This window comes from Serratia sp. CY38905 (assembly GCF_052168875.1).
Taxonomy (GTDB): domain Bacteria; phylum Pseudomonadota; class Gammaproteobacteria; order Enterobacterales; family Enterobacteriaceae; genus Serratia; species Serratia sarumanii.
In genome coordinates, this window is the sequence record NZ_JBJNLV010000013.1 from 40,676 (window position 1) to 59,910 (window position 19,235).

The following is a 19,235-nucleotide window of genomic DNA, read 5'->3' on the forward strand; positions in this document are numbered from 1 at the left end:
GGTTTAATCCAGCGAGTTCTCGCGTAAAAACGCTTCCCCGCCCAGTTGCCGCATCTGGCGCATGATCCACTGTTGACGCTGCACCACATAGCCGGACGGCGCATCGGCCCTGAAACGATGCGGATTCGGCAATACCGCTGCCAGCAGCGCCGCCTCGGCCGCGCTCAGCCGTTTAGCCGGCTTATGGAAAAAGCGCTGTGAAGCCTCCTCCACGCCGAATACCCCGTCGCCGAACTCGACGATGTTCAGATACACCGTCAGAATGCGCCGTTTGGTCCACACCAGCTCGATGCCCGACGTCAATCCGGCCTCCAGCCCTTTGCGCAGCCAGCTGCGGCCATCCCACAGAAACAGGTTCTTGGCGGTTTGCTGCGACAGCGTGGACGCACCGCGGATGCGCGTCGGGCGCTTCTCGTTGTGGCTGAGCGCCTTTTCAATAGCCGCCACGTCGAAGCCCCAATGGTCTGGAAACTTCTGATCCTCCGCCGCCATCACCGCCAGCGCCATTTGCGGCGAGATGTCGTCCATCGACACCCAGTCCGAATGGGCGACGTAGCCGAAGTCGCCGCTCAGCCAGGCGCTGACTTGCCTCTCCACCATCACGGCGGAAAACGGCACCGGCAGGAAGGCGAAGAGCACAATGCCCAACGCCCACAGGCCGAGGATCGCGATGACGCCGCGCTTCAGCCAATACCACGGGCGCAGCCGCCGCCATCCGCCGAGCGATTTTCTCATTCAGCCAGTTCCAGCACCCGCGCCACCAGCTTATCGATGCCGAGGGCCGCCTGCGCGATCGACGGCGCCAGCATATAGGCCGGCGTGGTCACGATCTTGTGATCGCTGTCCACCACGATGTCGTCCACCGGGCAAATCACCGGTTCGCCGCCCATGGCGTCAATCACTTCTCCCAGGTCCGGATCGTTGCCAATGGTCAGCCGCGCTTGTTGATCCAGCAGTTTCGGCAACAGCGCCGGCGCGATGCACATCAGGCCAATTGGTTTGTTGGCCTTATGCATCTCGCGCGTCAGGCGCGCCAAATCTTCATCGACCCAACATTCCGCGCCGGCTTCGGCGAAATTGCTGAGGTTCTTGGCGGCGCCAAAGCCGCCGGGCACGATCAGCGCATCCAGCTGCGCGGCCTCCGCCAGCGCCAGCGGCTGCACCGCGCCGCGGGCAATGCGCGCCGATTCAATCAGGACATTGCGCGTCTCCGCCATCTCATCACCCGATAAGTGATTAATAACATGGCGTTGTGGTTTATCAGGCGCAAAGCACACCGCCTGCGCGCCGGCACGATCCAACGCCAGCAGCGTCAGCACCGCTTCATGGATCTCCGTACCGTCATAAACGCCGCTGCCGCTGAGGACTACACCCACCTTTTTCATCACTCTTACTCCTGTCGCTGCTGTCAACTGGTTCGTGCTCCGAGTTGACAAACACTAATCTACATCACACATTTTAATGAATCTTCTAACAAGAGCGCTTACATTTGCTATGTTGTTGGCTGTATGATGTTTAGGAATTCGCTACAACCTGCTCGACCAGAACACTGAAACCAATACGCAGGTTCACAATTTCCCTGGTGTTGGCGCAATATTCGCGCACCCCGGCTTAGGTCGGGGTCATTTTTTTTCAGCGTTCTCTACCCAAGCCCGCAGTACCTGCACGTCGTTGCGCCACTCTTGCTTCAACTCATCCACCCAATCCTGCACGTTATCCCACCAGGCCGGCAGCGTCGGCGTTTGAATCTGCTGCGCCAGCTGCTGCAGATGGCGCAGACCGACCGAACCGGCGGCGCCCTTGATCTTGTGCCCTTCCTCGGTGATGCCTTTCTGATCGCGCGCCGTCATGTTGGAGTCCAGCACCGCCAGATAGCCCGGCATCATCTGTTCGAACATCTCCAGGCTTTGGTGGATCAGCTGCGGGCCAACCAGATCCATGTACTGTTCCAGCATCGCGGTATCGAGTAACGACTCATTAATCTGCATCGCCTTGTGCTCCGTTTTCTTTGAAGTGTGAGAAGGTTGATGATCCCAATAGTGTTTGATGACCTGGGTCAGCGCCGGCACCGACAGCGGCTTGCTCAGCACATCGTCCATGCCCGCCTCGAGGTACTCTTTTTTGTCTTTCAGCACGTTGGCGGTCAGGGCCACCAGCGGCGGCAGCGCCTGCCCGGCGTAGCGCTCACGCAGCGCCCGGGCGATGTCCAGCCCGGTCATGTCCGGCAGTTGAATGTCCAGCAACACCAGATCGAACTCGTCCGGATCGAACATCGCCAGCGCATCGTGGCCGTTCATCGCCACTTCGACGCTGTTGCCCAGCTTCTCCAGCACCGAGCGCGCCACGATCACGTTCAGTTCGATATCCTCCACCAGCAGGATGTGCAGCGCCGGCAACGGCAGCTCCTCTTCCTCCGGCGCCGCGCTGACGGCTTCCTGCACCGCCGGCGCCTGGATGGTCAGAGTGAAGCAAGAACCGTGCCCCTGTTCGCTACGCACGGTGATGTCGCCGCCCATGCTCTGCGCCAGCCGCTTGGAGACCGCCAGCCCGATGCCGGTGCCGGTGGCCGGGCGGCCGCCGCGCTGATCTTTCACCTGGTAATACATGGCGAAGATCTTGTCCTGCTCGTCCTGCGGGATGCCCATGCCCGAGTCTTCCACCTCGAACACCAGCTTCTCCTGCGCCTCGCGCCGCACGCGCACCACGATTTGCCCCTGCTGGGTAAATTTCACCGCGTTGCCGATCAGGTTCCACAAAATCTGCCGCAGGCGCGTGCCGTCGGTCACGATCTGCTGCGGCAGCGGCGTTTGCGGCTCCATGATGAACTGCAGCCCTTTCGGCTGCGCCAGCAGGCCGGAGAGATTTTCCAGATCCGCCAGGAAACCGGTGAAGTCCACCGGCTGGTTGTCGAGCTGCACCTTGCGCCGCTCGAGCTTGTCCATTTCGATAATGTCGTTGAAGATATTGCCGAGGGTGATGGCGCTGACGTGAATGGTCTTCAGGTATTTCAGCTGCTCGTCGTTCAGCTCGGTATCGAGCAGGATGCGGCTCAGGCCGACGATGCCGTTAAGCGGCGTACGCAGCTCGTGGCTGATGGTGGAGATAAAGGTGGTCTTCTCCCGGCTGGCGTTCTCCAGCGCGTCCTGGTAGCGCTTACGCTCGGTAATATCGCGGCCGAAGCCCATCAGCCCGTGGCGTTTGCCCACCCGGTCGTAAAACGGCACCTTGCGCAGTTCGAAACAGGCCTTGCGGCCGTCGGGATACACCAGCCATTGTTCGTAGGTCAGCGAGACGTTGTGGCGGAACACCTTCTCGTCGGTCTCAATGACCTTTTCGGCGATCTCCTGGCCGTAGACGTCGAACGGCGTCAGGCCGATCAGCTGCTTCTCGCTCTTGCCGGTCAGCAGCTCCATCGCGCGGTTGCAGCCGGAGAACTCTTTGTCTTCGTTGCGGTAGTAGACCAGGTCCGGCGAGGCGTCGAGGAAGGAACGCAGCAGCGCCGACTGCTGGCCCAGCTCAATCTGCGCCAGCTCACGCTGTTCCATCTCTTCCGTCAGCTTTTCCATCACCTGCAGGCGCTCTTCTTCCGCCTTGATGCGATCGGCGATCTCCTGATTCAGCTGGCTGATATTGTCTTTGAGCTGCTGATTGAGCTCCAGATCGCGGTGGCGCATCTCTTCCAGCTTGTCCACCAGCCGCGCCAGCCGTTGGCGCGACTCCTCCAGCTGCTCCACCACCACCGAGAGGAAGTAGACCGCCCACGGGGTGATCAACAGGCCGAAGAAGATTGAACGCACCACGTCGATGCTTTCCACTTCACCGCGCAGCAGCATGGTCACCGCCATCTGCACCACCATCGCCAGCACCACCAGCGCCGAGGCCAGCAGCAGCGAGAAGCGCACCAACCCCAGTTTCACCATTAAATCAACGTAGTACTGGGCCAACACCCGGATTTGCTTCATAGCGGCTCCCATCAGACACAATCTTTTGAATCATACCGTAAATTTTTCCGCCGTGTCTGAGAGTCAAGTCCTGCTAACGGAAAATAGCGGCGTCTGGCGTGCATCGGGCGGTTCATTGCCGTCGACACCGTGGAAAAGCACGTTGATCAATCCGCTCATACTTAGGGATTAATCACTTGTAACTAAAAGACTTTTTATGTGACACACCCCACACCTCAGCCGCTTGAGAAGGCCTTTCCGTTAATATATTAATGATGCACCGTGCATGACGCATGCTTTAGCAGACACGGATAGCGAAGCCCTAAGGCTTGAAGTAAGGGAAAGGATGTTATCCCGCGGTTTACTTTCACCGGCAGCAGCGTTGTGGCCAGCCCGGCAGGCTTCCTCATTTCCCTGACGTGAGGATTGACCATGTTAACCATCTATCGCACTACCCTGTTCGTCCTGTCTTTGACCGTTATTTTGCCCCTGAAGGCCGCCACTGCCGTGACCGGCTACCTGAATGCAGAGCAACGGCAAATCGCCACGCTGTTGCCGCCGCCGCCTTCAACGGATACGCCGCAGAATCGGGCGGATCTGCAGGCAGTGCTGGCCATTCAGGCTAACCGCACGGCGGAACAAATCGCCAAAGCCAAGCGGGATGACCACCTGGAAGACGCCGCCTTCCCCTTCGCCCGCGAGATCTTCGGCCCGACCTTTACCGTCGATCGCCATCCGCTCACCGCCGCCCTGTTCCGCCGGGTCTATCAGGACTTTGAACAAAGCCTGATGCCCGCCAAGGCCTTCTATGGCCGCCCGCGCCCCTATGAGGCCGACAGCCGCGTGAAACCGCTGCTGCCGCCGCCGGAAGGCGATTCCTACCCTAGCGGACACGCGATGGACAGCTACCTGACGGCACTCCTGTTGGCGCAGATGGTGCCGGAAAAACGCAGCGCGCTGTTTGAGCGGGCGGCAAGCAATGCGCAAAGCCGGGTGATTGCCGGTGTTCACTACCCGAGCGATCTGGAAGGCGGCAAGTTGGCGGCGACGGCGCTCGCCGCACGACTGCTGGCGAATCCGCAGCTGCAGGCCGATCTGCAGCGCGCCCGCGTGGAGGTGCGCGCCAACCTGCAGTTATAACGTCGGTGAATAATGCAGGGCGGCATCCAGCGCGCTGCCCTGCCCGCCGTATTGCTGCAGATAAGCACCCACCGCCTGCATGCCGCGCCAGCGGTTTTCGCACCACAGCGGCGCCAGCAGCGTAGGCCGACGGGCGCTGGCGGACAGGCGGTGATACACCACCTCGCCCGGCGTGTGGCGGATCATCTCCCCGGCGCTGACGGTGTAATCTTCCAGCGCCAGTTCGGGCAAGCGCCCGGCGCGCCACGCGCGGGCCAGGGTGCTGCCGGTAACAACGTGCAGCGGATGCAGCTTGATGCCATCCACGCCGCTCTCCACCACCCGCTGCAGCGTGAGCAGATGATCGCGCTGGGTTTCTCCCGGCAGCCCGACGATCAGATGGCAGCACACCTTCAGCCCGCGCTGCCGAGCCCGTTGCGCGGTCTGCTGATAGCAGCGGAAATCATGGCCGCGGTTGATGCGTTTGAGCGTTTTATCGTGCGCCGTCTGCAGCCCCAGTTCCAGCCACACTTCATAACCCTCTTCGCGATACCCCGTCAGCAGATCCAATGCGGCGGGCGGCACGCAGTCCGGGCGAGTGCCGACGCACAGGCCGACCATGTCGCTCTGCGCCAACGCCTGCCGATACATCGACGCCAGCAGTTCGACCTCCGCATAGGTGCTGGTATAGGCCTGAAAATAGGCCAGATAGCGCCGCGCCCGGTCGACCCGCGCGGCCTGCTGCGCCAGCTGTTCGGCGATGCTCTGCCGCTGCATCGCCTCATCGGCGAATGAAGCGACGTTGCAGAACGTACAGCCGCCGCGCCCCAACGTGCCGTCGCGGTTAGGGCAGCTGAATCCGCCGTGCAGCGTGAGTTTATGGATCTTTTCGCCATAGCGGCGCTGGAGATCTGCGCCAAACATATTGACTAATTGCGGCAACTGCATAATCTTGGTGATTCTCTGTGTTCAAAGCCGCGATGCTAATAAGAAACGGCTTTTCCCGCGATGACAGAGATCAACGCTTTCCCCGCAAGGCGCCACCAGGCATAACTATTCATCATAAACGCAAATCAATTCACTATAATTCTGATGAATTATTCTAATCGTCACGCAACCGTTAACGGCAATATGACAACACGGTGAAAAATAGTCATAAACATCAACTAAGCAATATCTTATAGAATAAAACTCTGCCATTAACCCCCGCACTAGCATGGTGCAGAGATTAAGGGGTTGCACTATAGTGAGACAGCTCACACTTCTGCGGGGATCGGCGTTGCCCCACGATAGTGCAAAAACGCATTAAACACCTTATTTTTCAAATAAATAAATAACATAAATTCGATAAGAATCTATCTTAAGCCCACATTTGACCTGCGAATTCTTTCTCGCTAAGTTGGAAGTCCGCTGGAAGCTTTCTGGACGGGCAAACGTCTCGTCATATTTATGCAGTAATTGAAGACTCCCTCTTAAAACAAGTCCTATACCACTTGTGAGACCGTCACGAGAGGCCATTGATGGAGGGCGGAAAAGCAGATTGGCGGGGTTAACTTGCTGATTGGACTTCTGCCTGAAATTGGGAAGCCCCCTCGCAGTAGGTTGTGAGAGTCACGCAGAGCCTGGGGAGGTTCACGATATGTTGTACGATAAATCCCAAGAGAGGGACAACTGTGGTTTCGGCCTGATCGCCCACATAGAAGGCGAACCTAGCCACAAGGTGGTGCGCACCGCCATTCACGCGCTGGCTCGCATGCAGCACCGCGGCGCGATCCTGGCCGACGGCAAGACCGGCGACGGCTGCGGCCTGTTGCTGCAAAAACCCGATCGCTTCTTCCGCATGGTGGCGGAAGAGCGCGGCTGGCGTTTGGCCAAGAACTACGCCGTCGGCATGATGTTCCTCAGCCAGAATGAAGAGGAAGCGCGCCTCAGCCGCCGCATCGTGGAAGAAGAGCTGCAAAACGAAACGCTGTCGATCGTCGGCTGGCGCGAAGTGCCGACCAACCCGGACGTGCTGGGTGAAATCGCCCTCTCCTCCCTGCCGCGCATCGAGCAAATCTTCGTTAACGCCCCGGCCGGCTGGCGCCCGCGCGATATGGAGCGCCGCCTGTTCGTGGCGCGCCGCCGCATCGAGAAACGCGTGCAGGACAACAGCTTCTACGTCTGCAGCTTCTCCAATCTGGTGACGATCTATAAAGGCCTGTGCATGCCTGCGGATCTGCCGCGCTTCTATCTCGATCTGGCGGACCTGCGCCTGGAATCGGCCATTTGCCTGTTCCACCAGCGCTTCTCCACCAACACCGTGCCGCGCTGGCCGCTGGCGCAGCCGTTCCGCTACCTGGCGCACAACGGCGAAATCAACACCATCACCGGCAACCGCCAATGGGCGCGTGCCCGTACCTACAAATTCCAAACGCCGCTGATCCCGGATCTGCAGGCCGCCGCGCCGTTCGTCAACGAAACCGGCTCCGACTCCAGCTCGCTGGACAACATGCTGGAGCTGCTGCTGGCGGGCGGGATGGATCTCATCCGCGCCATGCGCCTGCTGGTGCCGCCGGCCTGGCAGAACAACCCGGACATGGACGGCGATCTGCGCGCCTTCTTCGACTTCAACTCGATGCACATGGAGCCGTGGGACGGCCCGGCCGGCATCGTGATGTCCGACGGCCGCTACGCCGCCTGTAACCTCGATCGCAACGGCCTGCGCCCGGCGCGCTATGTCATCACCAAAGACAAGCTGATCACCTGCGCCTCCGAAGTCGGCATCTGGGATTACCAGCCGGATGAAGTGGTGGAAAAAGGCCGCGTCGGCCCCGGCGAGCTGATGGTGATCGACACCCGCAGCGGCCGCATCCTGCACTCGGCGGAAACCGACAACGATCTGAAAAGCCGCCACCCGTATAAAGAGTGGATGGAGAAAAACGTCAAACGTCTGGTGCCGTTCGAAGATCTGCCGGACGATCAGGTCGGCAGCCGCGAACTCGACGACGCACAGCTCGAAACCTACCAGAAACAGTTCGGCTACAGCAGCGAAGAGCTGGATCAGGTGATCCGCGTGCTGGGCGAGATCGGCCAGGAAGCCACCGGTTCGATGGGCGACGATACCCCGTTCGCCGTGCTCTCCAGCCGGCCGCGCATCGTTTACGACTATTTCCGCCAGCAGTTCGCGCAGGTCACCAACCCGCCGATCGATCCGCTGCGCGAAGCGCACGTCATGTCGCTGGCCACCAGCATCGGCCGTGAAATGAACGTGTTCTGCGAAGCCGAAGGCCAGGCGCACCGCCTGAGCTTCAAATCGCCGATCCTGCTGTACTCCGATTTCAAACAGCTCACCACGCTGGAAGGCGAATACTATCGCGCCGAGACGCTCGATCTGACCTTCGATCCGCAGCAGCAGGATCTGGAGCAGACCATTCGCGCCCTGTGCGACGAAGCGGAACGCAAGGTGCGCGAAGGCGCGGTGCTGTTGGTGCTGTCCGACCGCGCCATCGCGCCCGGCCGCCTGCCGGTCCCGGCCCCGATGGCCGTTGGCGCCGTGCAAACCCGCCTGGTAGAGAAAAGCCTGCGCTGCGACGCCAACCTGATTGTTGAAACCGCCAGCGCCCGCGATCCGCACCACTTCGCCGTGCTGCTCGGCTTCGGCGCGACCGCCATCTACCCGTACCTGGCCTATGAAACCTTGGCCAAGCTGGTGGACAGCCAGGCGATCGACAAGAAATACCGCGACGTGATGCTGAACTACCGCAACGGCATCAATAAAGGCCTGTACAAGATCATGTCCAAAATGGGCATCTCGACCATCGCCTCTTACCGCTGCTCCAAGCTGTTCGAAGCGGTCGGCCTGCATCGCGATCTGGCGGATCTGTGCTTCCAGGGCGTGGTCAGCCGCATCGGCGGCGCCAGCTTCAGCGACTTCCAGCAGGATCTGCAGAACCTTTCCAAGCGCGCCTGGCTGAAACGCAAGCCGCTGGAGCAAGGCGGCCTGCTGAAATTCGTGCACGGCGGCGAATACCACGCCTACAACCCGGACGTGGTGAACTCGCTGCAAAAAGCGGTGCACAGCGGGGAATACAGCGACTATCAGGCCTACGCCAAGCTGGTGAACGAGCGGCCGGTCGCCATGCTGCGCGATCTGCTGGCCATCACGCCGAAAGGCGAACCGATCCCGGTCGATCAGGTTGAACCGGCGGAGTCGCTGTTCAAACGCTTCGACACCGCGGCGATGTCGATCGGCGCACTGAGCCCGGAAGCGCACGAGTCGCTGGCGATCGCCATGAACGGCCTCGGCGGCTTCTCCAACTCCGGCGAAGGCGGCGAAGATCCGGCGCGCTACCGCACCAACAAGGTGTCGCGCATCAAACAGGTGGCCTCCGGCCGCTTCGGCGTGACGCCGGCCTACCTGGTGAACGCCGACGTGATCCAGATTAAGGTGGCGCAGGGCGCCAAACCGGGCGAAGGCGGCCAGCTGCCGGGCGACAAGGTCACTCCGTACATCGCCAGACTGCGTTACTCGGTGCCGGGCGTAACGCTGATCTCCCCGCCGCCGCACCACGACATCTACTCGATCGAAGATCTGGCGCAGCTGATCTTCGACCTGAAGCAGGTCAACCCGAAAGCGGTGATCTCGGTGAAACTGGTTTCCGAGCCGGGCGTCGGCACCATCGCCACCGGCGTGGCGAAAGCCTATGCCGATCTGATCACCATCGCCGGTTACGACGGCGGCACCGGCGCCAGCCCGCTGTCCTCGGTGAAATACGCCGGCTGTCCGTGGGAGCTGGGCCTGGTGGAAACCCAGCAGGCGCTGGTGGCCAACGGCCTGCGCCACAAGATCCGCCTGCAGGTGGACGGCGGCCTGAAAACCGGCGTCGACATCGTCAAGGCGGCGATCCTGGGCGCGGAAAGCTTCGGCTTCGGCACCGGGCCGATGGTGGCGCTGGGCTGTAAATACCTGCGCATCTGCCACCTCAACAACTGCGCGACCGGCGTCGCGACTCAGGACGACAAGCTGCGCCGCGATCACTACCACGGCCTGCCGGAACGCGTGACGAATTACTTCCAGTTTATCGCGCGTGAAACCCGCGAGATCATGGCGCAGCTGGGCGTGAGCCAGCTGGTGGATCTGATCGGCCGCACCGAGTTCCTGACCGAGCTGGACGGCATCTCCGCCAAGCAGAACAAGCTGGATCTGTCGCCGCTGCTGAAAACCGCCACGCCGCATCCGGGCAAAGCGGTGTACTGCACCGAAAGCAGCAACCCGGCGTTCGACAAGGGCCTGCTGAACAAAGAGCTGCTGGCGCAGGCGCAGCCGCATATCGAAGCGAAGCAGGGTAAAACCTTCTACTTCGACATTCGCAACACCGACCGCTCCGTGGGCGCCATGCTGTCCGGCGCTATCGCCGACGTGCACGGCGATCAGGGCATGGCGGCCGATCCGATCAAGGCGCACTTCTCCGGCACCGCCGGGCAGAGCTTCGGCGTCTGGAACGCCGGCGGCGTCGAGCTGACCCTGACCGGCGACGCCAACGACTATGTCGGCAAAGGCATGGCCGGCGGCAGCATCGCGGTGCGTCCGCCGATCGGCTCCGCCTTCCGCAGCCATGAAGCCAGCATCGTCGGCAACACCTGCCTGTACGGCGCCACCGGCGGCAAACTGTTCGCCGCCGGCCGCGCGGGCGAACGCTTCGCGGTGCGCAACTCCGGCGCCATCACCGTGGTGGAAGGCATCGGCGACAACGGCTGCGAATACATGACCGGCGGCATCGTCTGCGTGCTGGGTAAAACCGGCATCAACTTCGGCGCCGGCATGACCGGCGGCTTCGCCTACGTGCTGGACGAAGACGGCGAGTTCCGCAAGCGCGTGAACCCGGAGCTGGTGGAAGTGCTGGATGTCGATCAGTTGGCGATCCATGAGGAGCACCTGCGCGGCCTGATCACCGAACACGTGCAGGCGACCGGCTCTTCCCGCGCGGAAGAGATCCTGGCCAACTGGCCGGAATGGGCGCCGAAGTTCGCCCTGGTCAAACCGAAGTCCAGCGATGTCAAAGCGCTGTTGGGTCACCGTAGCCGTTCCGCAGCCGAGCTGCGGGTGCAGGCGCAGTAAGAGGTAGGTCATTAATGAGCCAGAACGTTTATCAATTTATCGACCTGCAGCGTGTTGATCCGCCAAAGAAACCGCTGAAGATCCGCAAAATCGAGTTCGTCGAGATCTACGAACCGTTTTCGGAAACCCAGGCCAAGGCCCAGGCGGACCGCTGTCTGTCCTGCGGCAACCCGTATTGCGAGTGGAAGTGCCCGGTGCACAACTACATCCCGAACTGGCTGAAGCTGGCCAACGAAGGCCGCATTATGGAAGCGGCGGACCTGGCGCATCAGACCAACAGCCTGCCGGAAGTGTGCGGCCGCGTGTGCCCGCAGGATCGCCTGTGCGAAGGCTCCTGCACCCTGAACGACGAGTTCGGCGCGGTCACCATCGGCAATATCGAGCGCTACATCAGCGATAAGGCCATCGAAATGGGCTGGAAGCCGGACATGTCGCACGTGCAGCCGACCGGCAAGCGCGTGGCGATCGTCGGCGCCGGCCCTGCCGGGCTGGCCTGCGCCGACGTGTTGACCCGCAACGGCGTCAAAGCGGTGGTGTATGACCGTCATCCTGAGATCGGCGGCCTGCTGACCTTCGGCATCCCGGCCTTCAAGCTGGAAAAGGAAGTGATGGTCAAACGCCGCGGCATTTTCAGCGAGATGGGCATCGAGTTCCAACTGAACACTGAAGTGGGCAAAGACGTCAGCATGGAGACCTTGCTGAGCGAGTACGATGCGGTATTCCTCGGCGTCGGCACCTATCAGTCGATGCGCGGCGGCCTGGAGAACGAGGAAGCGCAGGGCGTGTACGACGCGCTGCCGTTCCTGATCGCCAACACCAAGCAGCTGATGGGGTATGAAGCCGATCAGCACGAGCCTTACGTCAGCATGGAAGGCAAGCGGGTGGTGGTGCTGGGCGGCGGTGATACCGCCATGGACTGCGTGCGCACCTCGGTGCGCCAGGGCGCGACGCAGGTCATCTGCGCCTACCGCCGCGACGAAGCCAACATGCCGGGCTCCAAGCGCGAAGTGAAGAACGCCCGGGAAGAAGGGGTGGACTTCCAGTTCAACCTGCAGCCGCTGAGCATCGAACTGAACAGCGCCGGCCGCGTGGCCGGGGTGAAAATGGTGCGCACCCAGCTGGGTGCGCCGGATGCCAACGGCCGTCAGGCGGCGGAGCAGGTACCGGGTTCCGAACACGTGATCGACGCGGACGCGGTGGTGATGGCGTTCGGCTTCCGCCCGCACCGCATGGACTGGCTGGCGGCGCACGACGTGCAGCTCGATAAACAGGGCCGCATCCTGGCGCCGGAGGGCAGCGACAACGCGTTCCAGACCAGCAACCCGAAAATTTTCGCCGGCGGCGACGCGGTGCGCGGCTCCGACCTGGTGGTGACAGCGATTGCCGAAGGCCGCAAAGCGGCAGATGGCATCATGAACTACCTGGAAGTGTAAACCTTCCGTACCATCGGAGGCCCGGCATATTGCCGGGCCTCCGTTTTTAGCCTGCCACGCTTTGTCACCCCTCCCCCTCTCCTCACCGTCTCAACGCGCTATAGTATTGAGTTGGCACCATTGCGGGGCGCGGCTGCGCCTGACACCGAGATAAGGATAGCGAACATGAAATGCTCCATTTCCCTGTTGGCCGGCGCGCTGCTGGCCGTCAGTTTCAGCGCTTCAGCCATGGCGCTGGATTCGCAGGAGGTTGGTTACAATATCGAAGCGCGCGGCGCGCGGCCGGTCGTGGCTCAGTTAGGCAAGGCCGGGCAGTTCAACGCCGTGGAAAACAGCATCCGGCTGGGGGACGACAATTGGATTGCCCTGGCGCCCAAGCTGGCCGGCGGCGGCAATGCCGGCTTTACCGCCGGCATCAAATCGGCCCTCTCCGCCGCCCTGATCTACAATCCGGCGGCGGTGTTGCAGGCGCTCAACAAAGGCAACGATCTGCCGCTCAATGACATTTGCACCGCGCCGCCGGAAGTGCAAGGCGACACCGCCGTCACCAGTTTCCGCCAGCGCGCAACCCGCGCCTTGTCCACCGTGCGCGTAGGCGATCTCAGCGCGCCGCGCGATGCCTGCATTGCCGCCTTGAAAGGCTGATTCATTTCTGCCGGGCAAAAAAAAGCACCCCATAGGGTGCTTTTTCGTTTGTTCGCGCGGGCTTATTTCACCACGCGCAGCGCCGGGCGGCCACCGCGCGGCGGCTGCGGCGGTTCGTCGTCCGGGCCGTTGTCTTCCGCGGTGTCCGGGCGATCGCCGTCGATCACCGACATCAGCGTTTCCGAAGGGATCGTCTCATTGTCCAGGCCTTCGAACACGCCTTCGCTCTCGTCGTAGGCGGCTTCCGGTTCGAACATCGTGCCGGCGCCGTTTTCACGCGCATAGATCGCCAACACGGCGGCCATCGGCACCGAAACCTGACGCGGCACGCCGCCGAAGCGCGCGTTGAACTGCACGTCTTCGTTGCCCAACGCCAGGTTGCCTACCGCGCGCGGCGCGATATTCAGCACTATCTGGCCGTCACGCGCGAACTCCATCGGCACCTGCACGTCCGGGCGAGTCACGTCGACCACCAGGTGCGGCGTCAGTTGGTTATCCAGCAGCCAGTCGTAGAACGCCCGCAGCAGATACGGGCGACGCGGCGTCATCTGAGACATGTCCATCGCGCTTAGCCCCGGGTCTGCAGGCGCATTTCACGCTCGGCTTCGGTCAGGGAAGCCAGGAAGGCGTCGCGTTCGAAGACGCGGGTCATGTAGCCTTTCAGCTCTTTGGAGCCGGCACCGCTCAATTCGATGCCCAGCTGCGGCAGACGCCACAACAGCGGCGCCAGGTAGCAATCCACCAGGCTGAACTCTTCGCTCATGAAATACGGCGTCTGACCGAAGATCGGCGCGATCGCCAGCAGCTCTTCACGCAGTTGGCGACGGGCGGATTCCGCTTCCTGGCCGCTGCTCTTCTCGATCTTGTCCATCAGCGAGTACCAGTTCTTCTCGATGCGCAGCATCATCAGACGGCTCTCGCCACGGGCAACCGGGTAAACCGGCATCAGCGGCGGGTGCGGGAAACGCTCATCCAGGTATTCCATGATGATGCGGGATTCATACAGGGTCAGTTCGCGATCGACCAGCGTAGGCACCGTCTGGTAAGGGTTGAGGTCAATCAGATCTTGCGGCAGGTTATCCATTTCGACCTGCTCGATCTCGACGCTGACACCTTTCTCCGCCAGTACGATGCGTACTTGATGGCTAAAAATGTCGGTCGGGCCAGAGAACAGCGTCATTACCGAACGTTTGTTGGCAGCGACAGCCATGAAAACCTCCAAGTTATCTAGAAAATACTGCGAATAGCCAACTGACAGGCTGCTATCCTGAATAATCTTGCCGCAGGCCGGCAGCACGCAGCGCGACCCGAGCCCATGAAAAACCGGCTCAGGGGGTCAACTGCACGGCGAACAGGCGCAAAAGTGGGTGATAGTTTACCAGATTTTGCTTGTTTTGTGGGGGCGGTGCGGCGAATTCATGTTGAATTGTCTGATATGCCACAGATTTTAGTCGGGGATGGCGGATTTCAGGCATAAAAAAACCCGGTGAAGCACCGGGTTTTTTGCGTAAATCGCACTGCCGAAGCAGCGAAAATTAACGCTTGGAGAACTGCGGACGACGACGTGCTTTACGCAGACCGACTTTCTTACGTTCAACCTGACGAGCGTCACGGGTGACGAAGCCAGCTTTACGCAGTTCAGAACGCAGAGTCTCATCGTATTCCATCAGTGCACGGGTGATACCGTGACGGATAGCGCCAGCTTGACCGGAGATACCACCACCTTTAACGGTGATGTACAGATCCAGTTTGCCAACCATGTCGACCAGTTCCAGCGGCTGACGAACTACCATGCGGGCAGTTTCGCGACCGAAGTACTGTTCCAGGCTGCGCTGGTTGATAACGATGTTACCGTTGCCCGGCTTGATGAAGACGCGAGCGGCGGAGCTTTTGCGGCGACCAGTGCCGTAGTATTGATTTTCAGCCATTGCCATTAATCCCGATTAAATGTCCAGAACTTGCGGTTGCTGTGCCGCGTGATTGTGCTCGGTGCCCGCGTAAACTTTCAGTTTACGGAACATAGCACGACCCAGCGGGCCCTTTGGCAGCATGCCTTTAACCGCGATTTCAATCACGCGCTCAGGACGGCGGGCAATCATCTCTTCAAAGGTCGCTTGCTTGATACCACCGATGTGGCCGGTGTGGTGGTAGTACACTTTGTCTGTACGCTTGTTGCCGGTTACAGCAACTTTGTCAGCGTTCAGAACGATGATGTAATCACCGGTATCCACGTGCGGGGTGTATTCCGCTTTATGCTTGCCGCGCAGGCGACGAGCCAGTTCAGTAGCGAGACGGCCTAAAGTTTTACCATCTGCATCAACAACGTACCAGTCGCGTTTTACGGTTTCTGGTTTAGCTGTAAAAGTTTTCATTAGAAAGCTTACCCAATAATTAGTTACACGTTGGTGAACACCCAAACGCTCGAAAACAGTTGAGGCTCACACGACCATACAAGTCCAGCAAACCTACCCCTTCGAATAGCCATTGCCGGCACTATAAAGTTTTTGGGAAAAAAAACTTTGTTGTAACGTGGGGTCGCAAGATTATAGAGAAGTCGCTCACAAAGATCGAACGGTTTTTGAATGGAAAATAAATTTATCGCCGGCGGCAGGCAACCGGCGATAGGCCCGGCGGACTCAGGGCAGATGCGGCAGCTTGAGGTACTCTTCGCTCTGCATTTCCTGCAGGCGCGACAGGCAGCGCTGGTACTCGAACTTAAGCCGTTCCCCCTGGTAGATCTCGAACATCGACGCCTCGGCGCCGATCACCAGCTTGACGTGCCGCTCGTAGAATTCGTCCACCAGCGCCAGGAAACGGCGCGCGGTATTCTCTTTCAGCGGCCCCATCACCTGCACATTATACAGGATCACGCTGTGATACAGCCGCGACAGCGCAATGTAATCCAGCTGGCTGCGCGCCTCTTCGCACAGCGTGTGGAAATCCACCGCCAGCACGCCGTCCACCGAACGAATGGCCTGCAGCGGCCGATGGTTGATCTGCAGCACCGGCGCCTCCTCCCCCGCCTTGCCCGCCAGTTTGACGAACATCCGATCCAGGGTCGCGCGCGTCTGGTCGTTCAGCGGCGTCAGATAGAGGTGAGCCTGGGTCAGGGTGCGCAGACGATAGTCGATGCCGGCGTCGACGTTCATCACGTCGCAGAACTCGTTGATCAGATCGATAGCCGGCAGGAAACGCGCCCGCTGCAGGCCGTTGCGATACAGATCGTCCGGCGGGATGTTCGACGTAGCCACCAGCGTGATGCCGCGGGCGAACAGCGCCTGCAGCAGCGTGGCCAGCAGCATGGCGTCGGTGATGTCGGACACGAAGAATTCGTCGAAGCACAATACGTCGGTTTCGGCCTTGAAGCCGTCGGCGACGATGTCCAGTGGGTTTTCCCGCCCTTGCAGCTCGGTCAGCTCTTCATGCACCCGCAGCATGAAGCGGTGGAAGTGCAGACGCATTTTGCGATCGCCCGGTAGGCTGTGGAAGAACATGTCCATCAACCAGGTTTTGCCGCGCCCGACGCCGCCCCACATATACAGCCCCTGCACCGGGCGCTGCGGCGCCGTTTCGCCGCCTTTGCCCAGCAAACGGCTGAGCTTGCCGCGCAGCCCGCCGGCCGGCGCGCTCGCCGCCGGTTTTTGCAGCAAGGCCTGATAAATGCGATCCAGTTGAGTGACGGCCCGGCGTTGAACCTCATCGGCCTGATATTCCCCCGCCTCCAGCGCCTGCTGGTAGCGAGATAACGGTGATAGTGCCTGCATCTGTTCGATGTTCCCTAAGAACGCTTAGAAATTATTTAGCCAACGTTGGCGGCAAGTTGATGCCGATTCGCACCGTTATCGCCACAAATGCCCGCTGCGGGCGCCGCTGAAAACCCTGTAAACACTGGGTGGAAGCGCATCAGGATTCCACTCTGACAAGGTTAACGGTTATAGTGGATATTATTAAGTGAAAAATCCCTGCGGAACAACGAAGTCAAAATAGGAGTCATCATGACCTGGGAGTATGCGCTGATTGGTTTGGTCGTCGGTATCGTGATTGGTGCGGTGGCGATGCGTTTTGGCAACCGTAAATTACGTCAACAACAAGTCCTGCAGAACGAGCTGGACAAGAGCAAAACCGAGCTGGAAGAGTACCGTCAGGAGCTGGTCGGCCACTTTGCCCGCAGCGCCGAGCTGCTGGACAACATGGCGCGCGATTATCGTCAGCTGTATCAGCATATGGCGAAAAGCTCCAACAACCTGCTGCCGGATCTGCCGATGCAGGAGAACCCGTTCCGCTATCGCCTGACCGAAGCGGAAGCGGACAACGATCAGGCGCCGGTGGAAATGCCGCGCGACTATTCTGAAGGGGCCTCCGGCCTGCTGCGCGGCCAAAGCGCGCGCCGCGACTGATACCCCTTCTTCACCCGCGGGGCCACCCGCGGGTTTAACCCCGTTTGTGCCTTATTGACCTTCCTTCGCATTACCTTTACTGAACTTTGCACGCAAATTCACGGTCTTACCCTTCACTATGACAAGGTGATTGCCTTATCATCAAATTTTCATCGGCAGGTATTGAGAGAGTTATCATCAATGAAGAAAAAGTCGTTAATTCTTAGTGCATTGGCAATGAGCCTCGGCCTGGCGCTCAGCGCCGCACCGGTGGCCAACGCGGCCCTGCCCGTCGCCGTTCAGGGGCAGCCGCTGCCGAGCCTGGCGCCGATGCTGGAAAAAGTCTTGCCCGCCGTCGTGAGCGTGCATGTCGCCGGCACCCAGGTGCAGCGTCAACAGCTGCCGGAAGAGTTCAGACGCTTCTTCGGCCCCAATTTCCCCGGTCAGCAGCAGAGCTCCCGCCCGTTTGAAGGGCTGGGCTCCGGCGTCATCATCGACGCTGCCAAAGGCTACGTGCTGACCAACAACCACGTCATCAACAACGCCGATAAAATCCGCGTGCAGTTGAACGACGGCCGCGAACTGGACGCCAAACTGGTCGGCCGTGATGAGCAATCCGACATCGCCCTGCTGCAGCTCAGCGACACCAAAAACCTGACCGCCATCAAGATGGCCGATTCCGATCAGCTGCGCGTCGGCGACTTCGCCGTGGCGGTCGGCAACCCGTTTGGCCTGGGCCAAACCGCCACCTCCGGCATCATCTCGGCCTTGGGCCGCACCGGCCTGAATCTGGAAGGGCTGGAAAACTTCATTCAGACCGACGCCTCGATCAACCGCGGCAACTCCGGCGGCGCGTTGGTTAACCTGAACGGCGAGCTGATCGGCATCAATACCGCCATTCTGGCGCCGAGCGGCGGCAACGTCGGCATCGGCTTCGCCATTCCGAGCAATATGGCGCAGAACCTGAGCCAGCAGCTGATCGAATTCGGCGAAGTGAAACGCGGCCTGCTCGGCATCAAGGGCAGTGAAATGACCCCGGACATGGCTAAAGCCTTCAACACCGACGCGCAGCGCGGCGCCTTCGTCAGCGAAGTGCTGCCGAAATCCGCCGCCGCCAAGGCCGGCATCAAAGCCGGGGATATTCTGGTTTCCGTCGACGGCAAGCCGGTGAACAGCTTCGCCGAACTGCGCGCCAAGGTCGGCACCACCGCGCCGGGCAAAACCCTCAAGGTGGGCCTGCTGCGCGACGGCAAACCGCAGGAAGTCTCGGTCACGCTGGACAACAGCGAGAGCGCCTCGACCAATGCCGAAACGCTGTCGCCGGCGCTGCAGGGGGTTTCCCTCAGCAACGGCGCGCTGCCGAGCGGCGACAAGGGCGTGAAGGTGGAGAACGTGGATAAAGGCTCGACGGCGGCGCAAATCGGCCTGCAAAAAGGCGACGTGATCATCGGCGTCAACCGCCAGCGCGTGGACAGCATCACCGCGCTGCGCAAGGTGCTGGAAGCCAAACCGCCGGTGATGGCGCTCAATATCGTGCGCGGTAACGAAACCATTTATCTGCTGCTGCGTTAATTTGTGCAAAAACCGGGCTCGGTGACATACTGCGCCCGGTTAACTCATG

At 60.6% G+C, this 19,235-nt stretch carries 15 protein-coding genes; 6 read left to right on the forward strand and 9 right to left on the reverse strand.

Annotation, left to right across the window (positions count from 1 at the left end):
* Positions 1-3: 3 nt before the first annotated feature.
* The 3 genes from mtgA to arcB form a co-directional block, all read right to left on the reverse strand.
* A complete protein-coding gene (mtgA, locus tag ACJ8MK_RS21445; protein ID WP_033636115.1) occupies positions 4-735 on the reverse strand; it encodes a monofunctional biosynthetic peptidoglycan transglycosylase in 732 nt (243 codons plus the stop codon).
* Positions 732-1,385, reverse strand: a complete 654-nt coding sequence (gene elbB, locus ACJ8MK_RS21450) for an isoprenoid biosynthesis glyoxalase ElbB (protein WP_047570433.1) — start codon at positions 1,383-1,385, stop codon at positions 732-734. The genes mtgA and elbB overlap by 4 nt, the downstream gene beginning before the upstream one ends.
* 237 nt (positions 1,386-1,622) lie before the next feature.
* The gene (gene arcB, locus ACJ8MK_RS21455; RefSeq protein ID WP_033649005.1) at positions 1,623-3,962 is read right to left on the reverse strand and encodes an aerobic respiration two-component sensor histidine kinase ArcB; all 2,340 of its coding nucleotides are present in this window, start codon (positions 3,960-3,962) and stop codon (positions 1,623-1,625) included.
* Between the two features lie 411 nt (positions 3,963-4,373).
* Between arcB and ACJ8MK_RS21460 the strand changes: the two genes are divergently transcribed.
* Entirely contained in the window at positions 4,374-5,081 is a 708-nt protein-coding gene (locus ACJ8MK_RS21460; protein WP_049196177.1) for an acid phosphatase, read from the forward strand.
* On the opposite strand, the gene ACJ8MK_RS21465 is transcribed toward ACJ8MK_RS21460, so the two are convergent.
* Positions 5,076-6,008: a TIGR01212 family radical SAM protein gene (locus tag ACJ8MK_RS21465; RefSeq protein ID WP_442518050.1), complete on the reverse strand. Its 933-nt coding sequence runs from the start codon at positions 6,006-6,008 to the stop codon at positions 5,076-5,078. The two genes, ACJ8MK_RS21460 and ACJ8MK_RS21465, sit on opposite strands and share 6 nt — an antisense overlap.
* 691 nt (positions 6,009-6,699) lie before the next feature.
* Here ACJ8MK_RS21465 and gltB point away from each other — a divergent pair.
* From gltB to ACJ8MK_RS21480, 3 genes are all read left to right on the forward strand, one after another.
* On the forward strand, positions 6,700-11,160 hold the full coding sequence (gltB, locus tag ACJ8MK_RS21470; protein ID WP_033649002.1) for a glutamate synthase large subunit: 4,461 nt from the start codon (positions 6,700-6,702) through the stop codon (positions 11,158-11,160).
* A gap of 14 nt (positions 11,161-11,174) precedes the next feature.
* Positions 11,175-12,593, forward strand: a complete 1,419-nt coding sequence (locus ACJ8MK_RS21475; RefSeq protein ID WP_033649001.1) for a glutamate synthase small subunit — start codon at positions 11,175-11,177, stop codon at positions 12,591-12,593.
* A gap of 165 nt (positions 12,594-12,758) precedes the next feature.
* Positions 12,759-13,238: a hypothetical protein gene (locus ACJ8MK_RS21480; protein WP_033649000.1), complete on the forward strand. Its 480-nt coding sequence runs from the start codon at positions 12,759-12,761 to the stop codon at positions 13,236-13,238.
* A gap of 62 nt (positions 13,239-13,300) precedes the next feature.
* On the opposite strand, the gene sspB is transcribed toward ACJ8MK_RS21480, so the two are convergent.
* The 5 genes from sspB to zapE all read right to left on the reverse strand — a co-directional run bounded on the left by sspB (position 13,301) and on the right by zapE (position 17,002).
* On the reverse strand, positions 13,301-13,801 hold the full coding sequence (gene sspB / locus ACJ8MK_RS21485) for a ClpXP protease specificity-enhancing factor (protein ID WP_004937084.1): 501 nt from the start codon (positions 13,799-13,801) through the stop codon (positions 13,301-13,303).
* A gap of 5 nt (positions 13,802-13,806) precedes the next feature.
* Positions 13,807-14,448: a stringent starvation protein SspA gene (gene sspA, locus ACJ8MK_RS21490; protein ID WP_025304366.1), complete on the reverse strand. Its 642-nt coding sequence runs from the start codon at positions 14,446-14,448 to the stop codon at positions 13,807-13,809.
* 325 nt (positions 14,449-14,773) lie between these two features.
* Positions 14,774-15,166 (reverse strand): 30S ribosomal protein S9, encoded by a 393-nt coding sequence (rpsI, locus tag ACJ8MK_RS21495; RefSeq protein ID WP_004937080.1) that lies wholly within the window; start codon positions 15,164-15,166, stop codon positions 14,774-14,776.
* A gap of 15 nt (positions 15,167-15,181) precedes the next feature.
* Positions 15,182-15,610 (reverse strand): 50S ribosomal protein L13, encoded by a 429-nt coding sequence (rplM, locus tag ACJ8MK_RS21500; protein ID WP_004937079.1) that lies wholly within the window; start codon positions 15,608-15,610, stop codon positions 15,182-15,184.
* 264 nt (positions 15,611-15,874) lie between these two features.
* Positions 15,875-17,002 (reverse strand): cell division protein ZapE, encoded by a 1,128-nt coding sequence (zapE, locus tag ACJ8MK_RS21505; RefSeq protein WP_033648999.1) that lies wholly within the window; start codon positions 17,000-17,002, stop codon positions 15,875-15,877.
* Between the two features lie 231 nt (positions 17,003-17,233).
* On the opposite strand from zapE, the gene zapG reads away from it, so the two are divergent.
* Both zapG and degQ read left to right on the forward strand, forming a co-directional pair.
* Positions 17,234-17,635, forward strand: coding sequence for a Z-ring associated protein ZapG (zapG, locus tag ACJ8MK_RS21510; protein ID WP_004937074.1), 402 nt, complete (start codon positions 17,234-17,236; stop codon positions 17,633-17,635).
* A 180-nt stretch (positions 17,636-17,815) separates the two neighbouring features.
* Positions 17,816-19,186, forward strand: coding sequence for a serine endoprotease DegQ (gene degQ / locus ACJ8MK_RS21515; RefSeq protein ID WP_033636125.1), 1,371 nt, complete (start codon positions 17,816-17,818; stop codon positions 19,184-19,186).
* Positions 19,187-19,235: the final 49 nt, after the last annotated feature.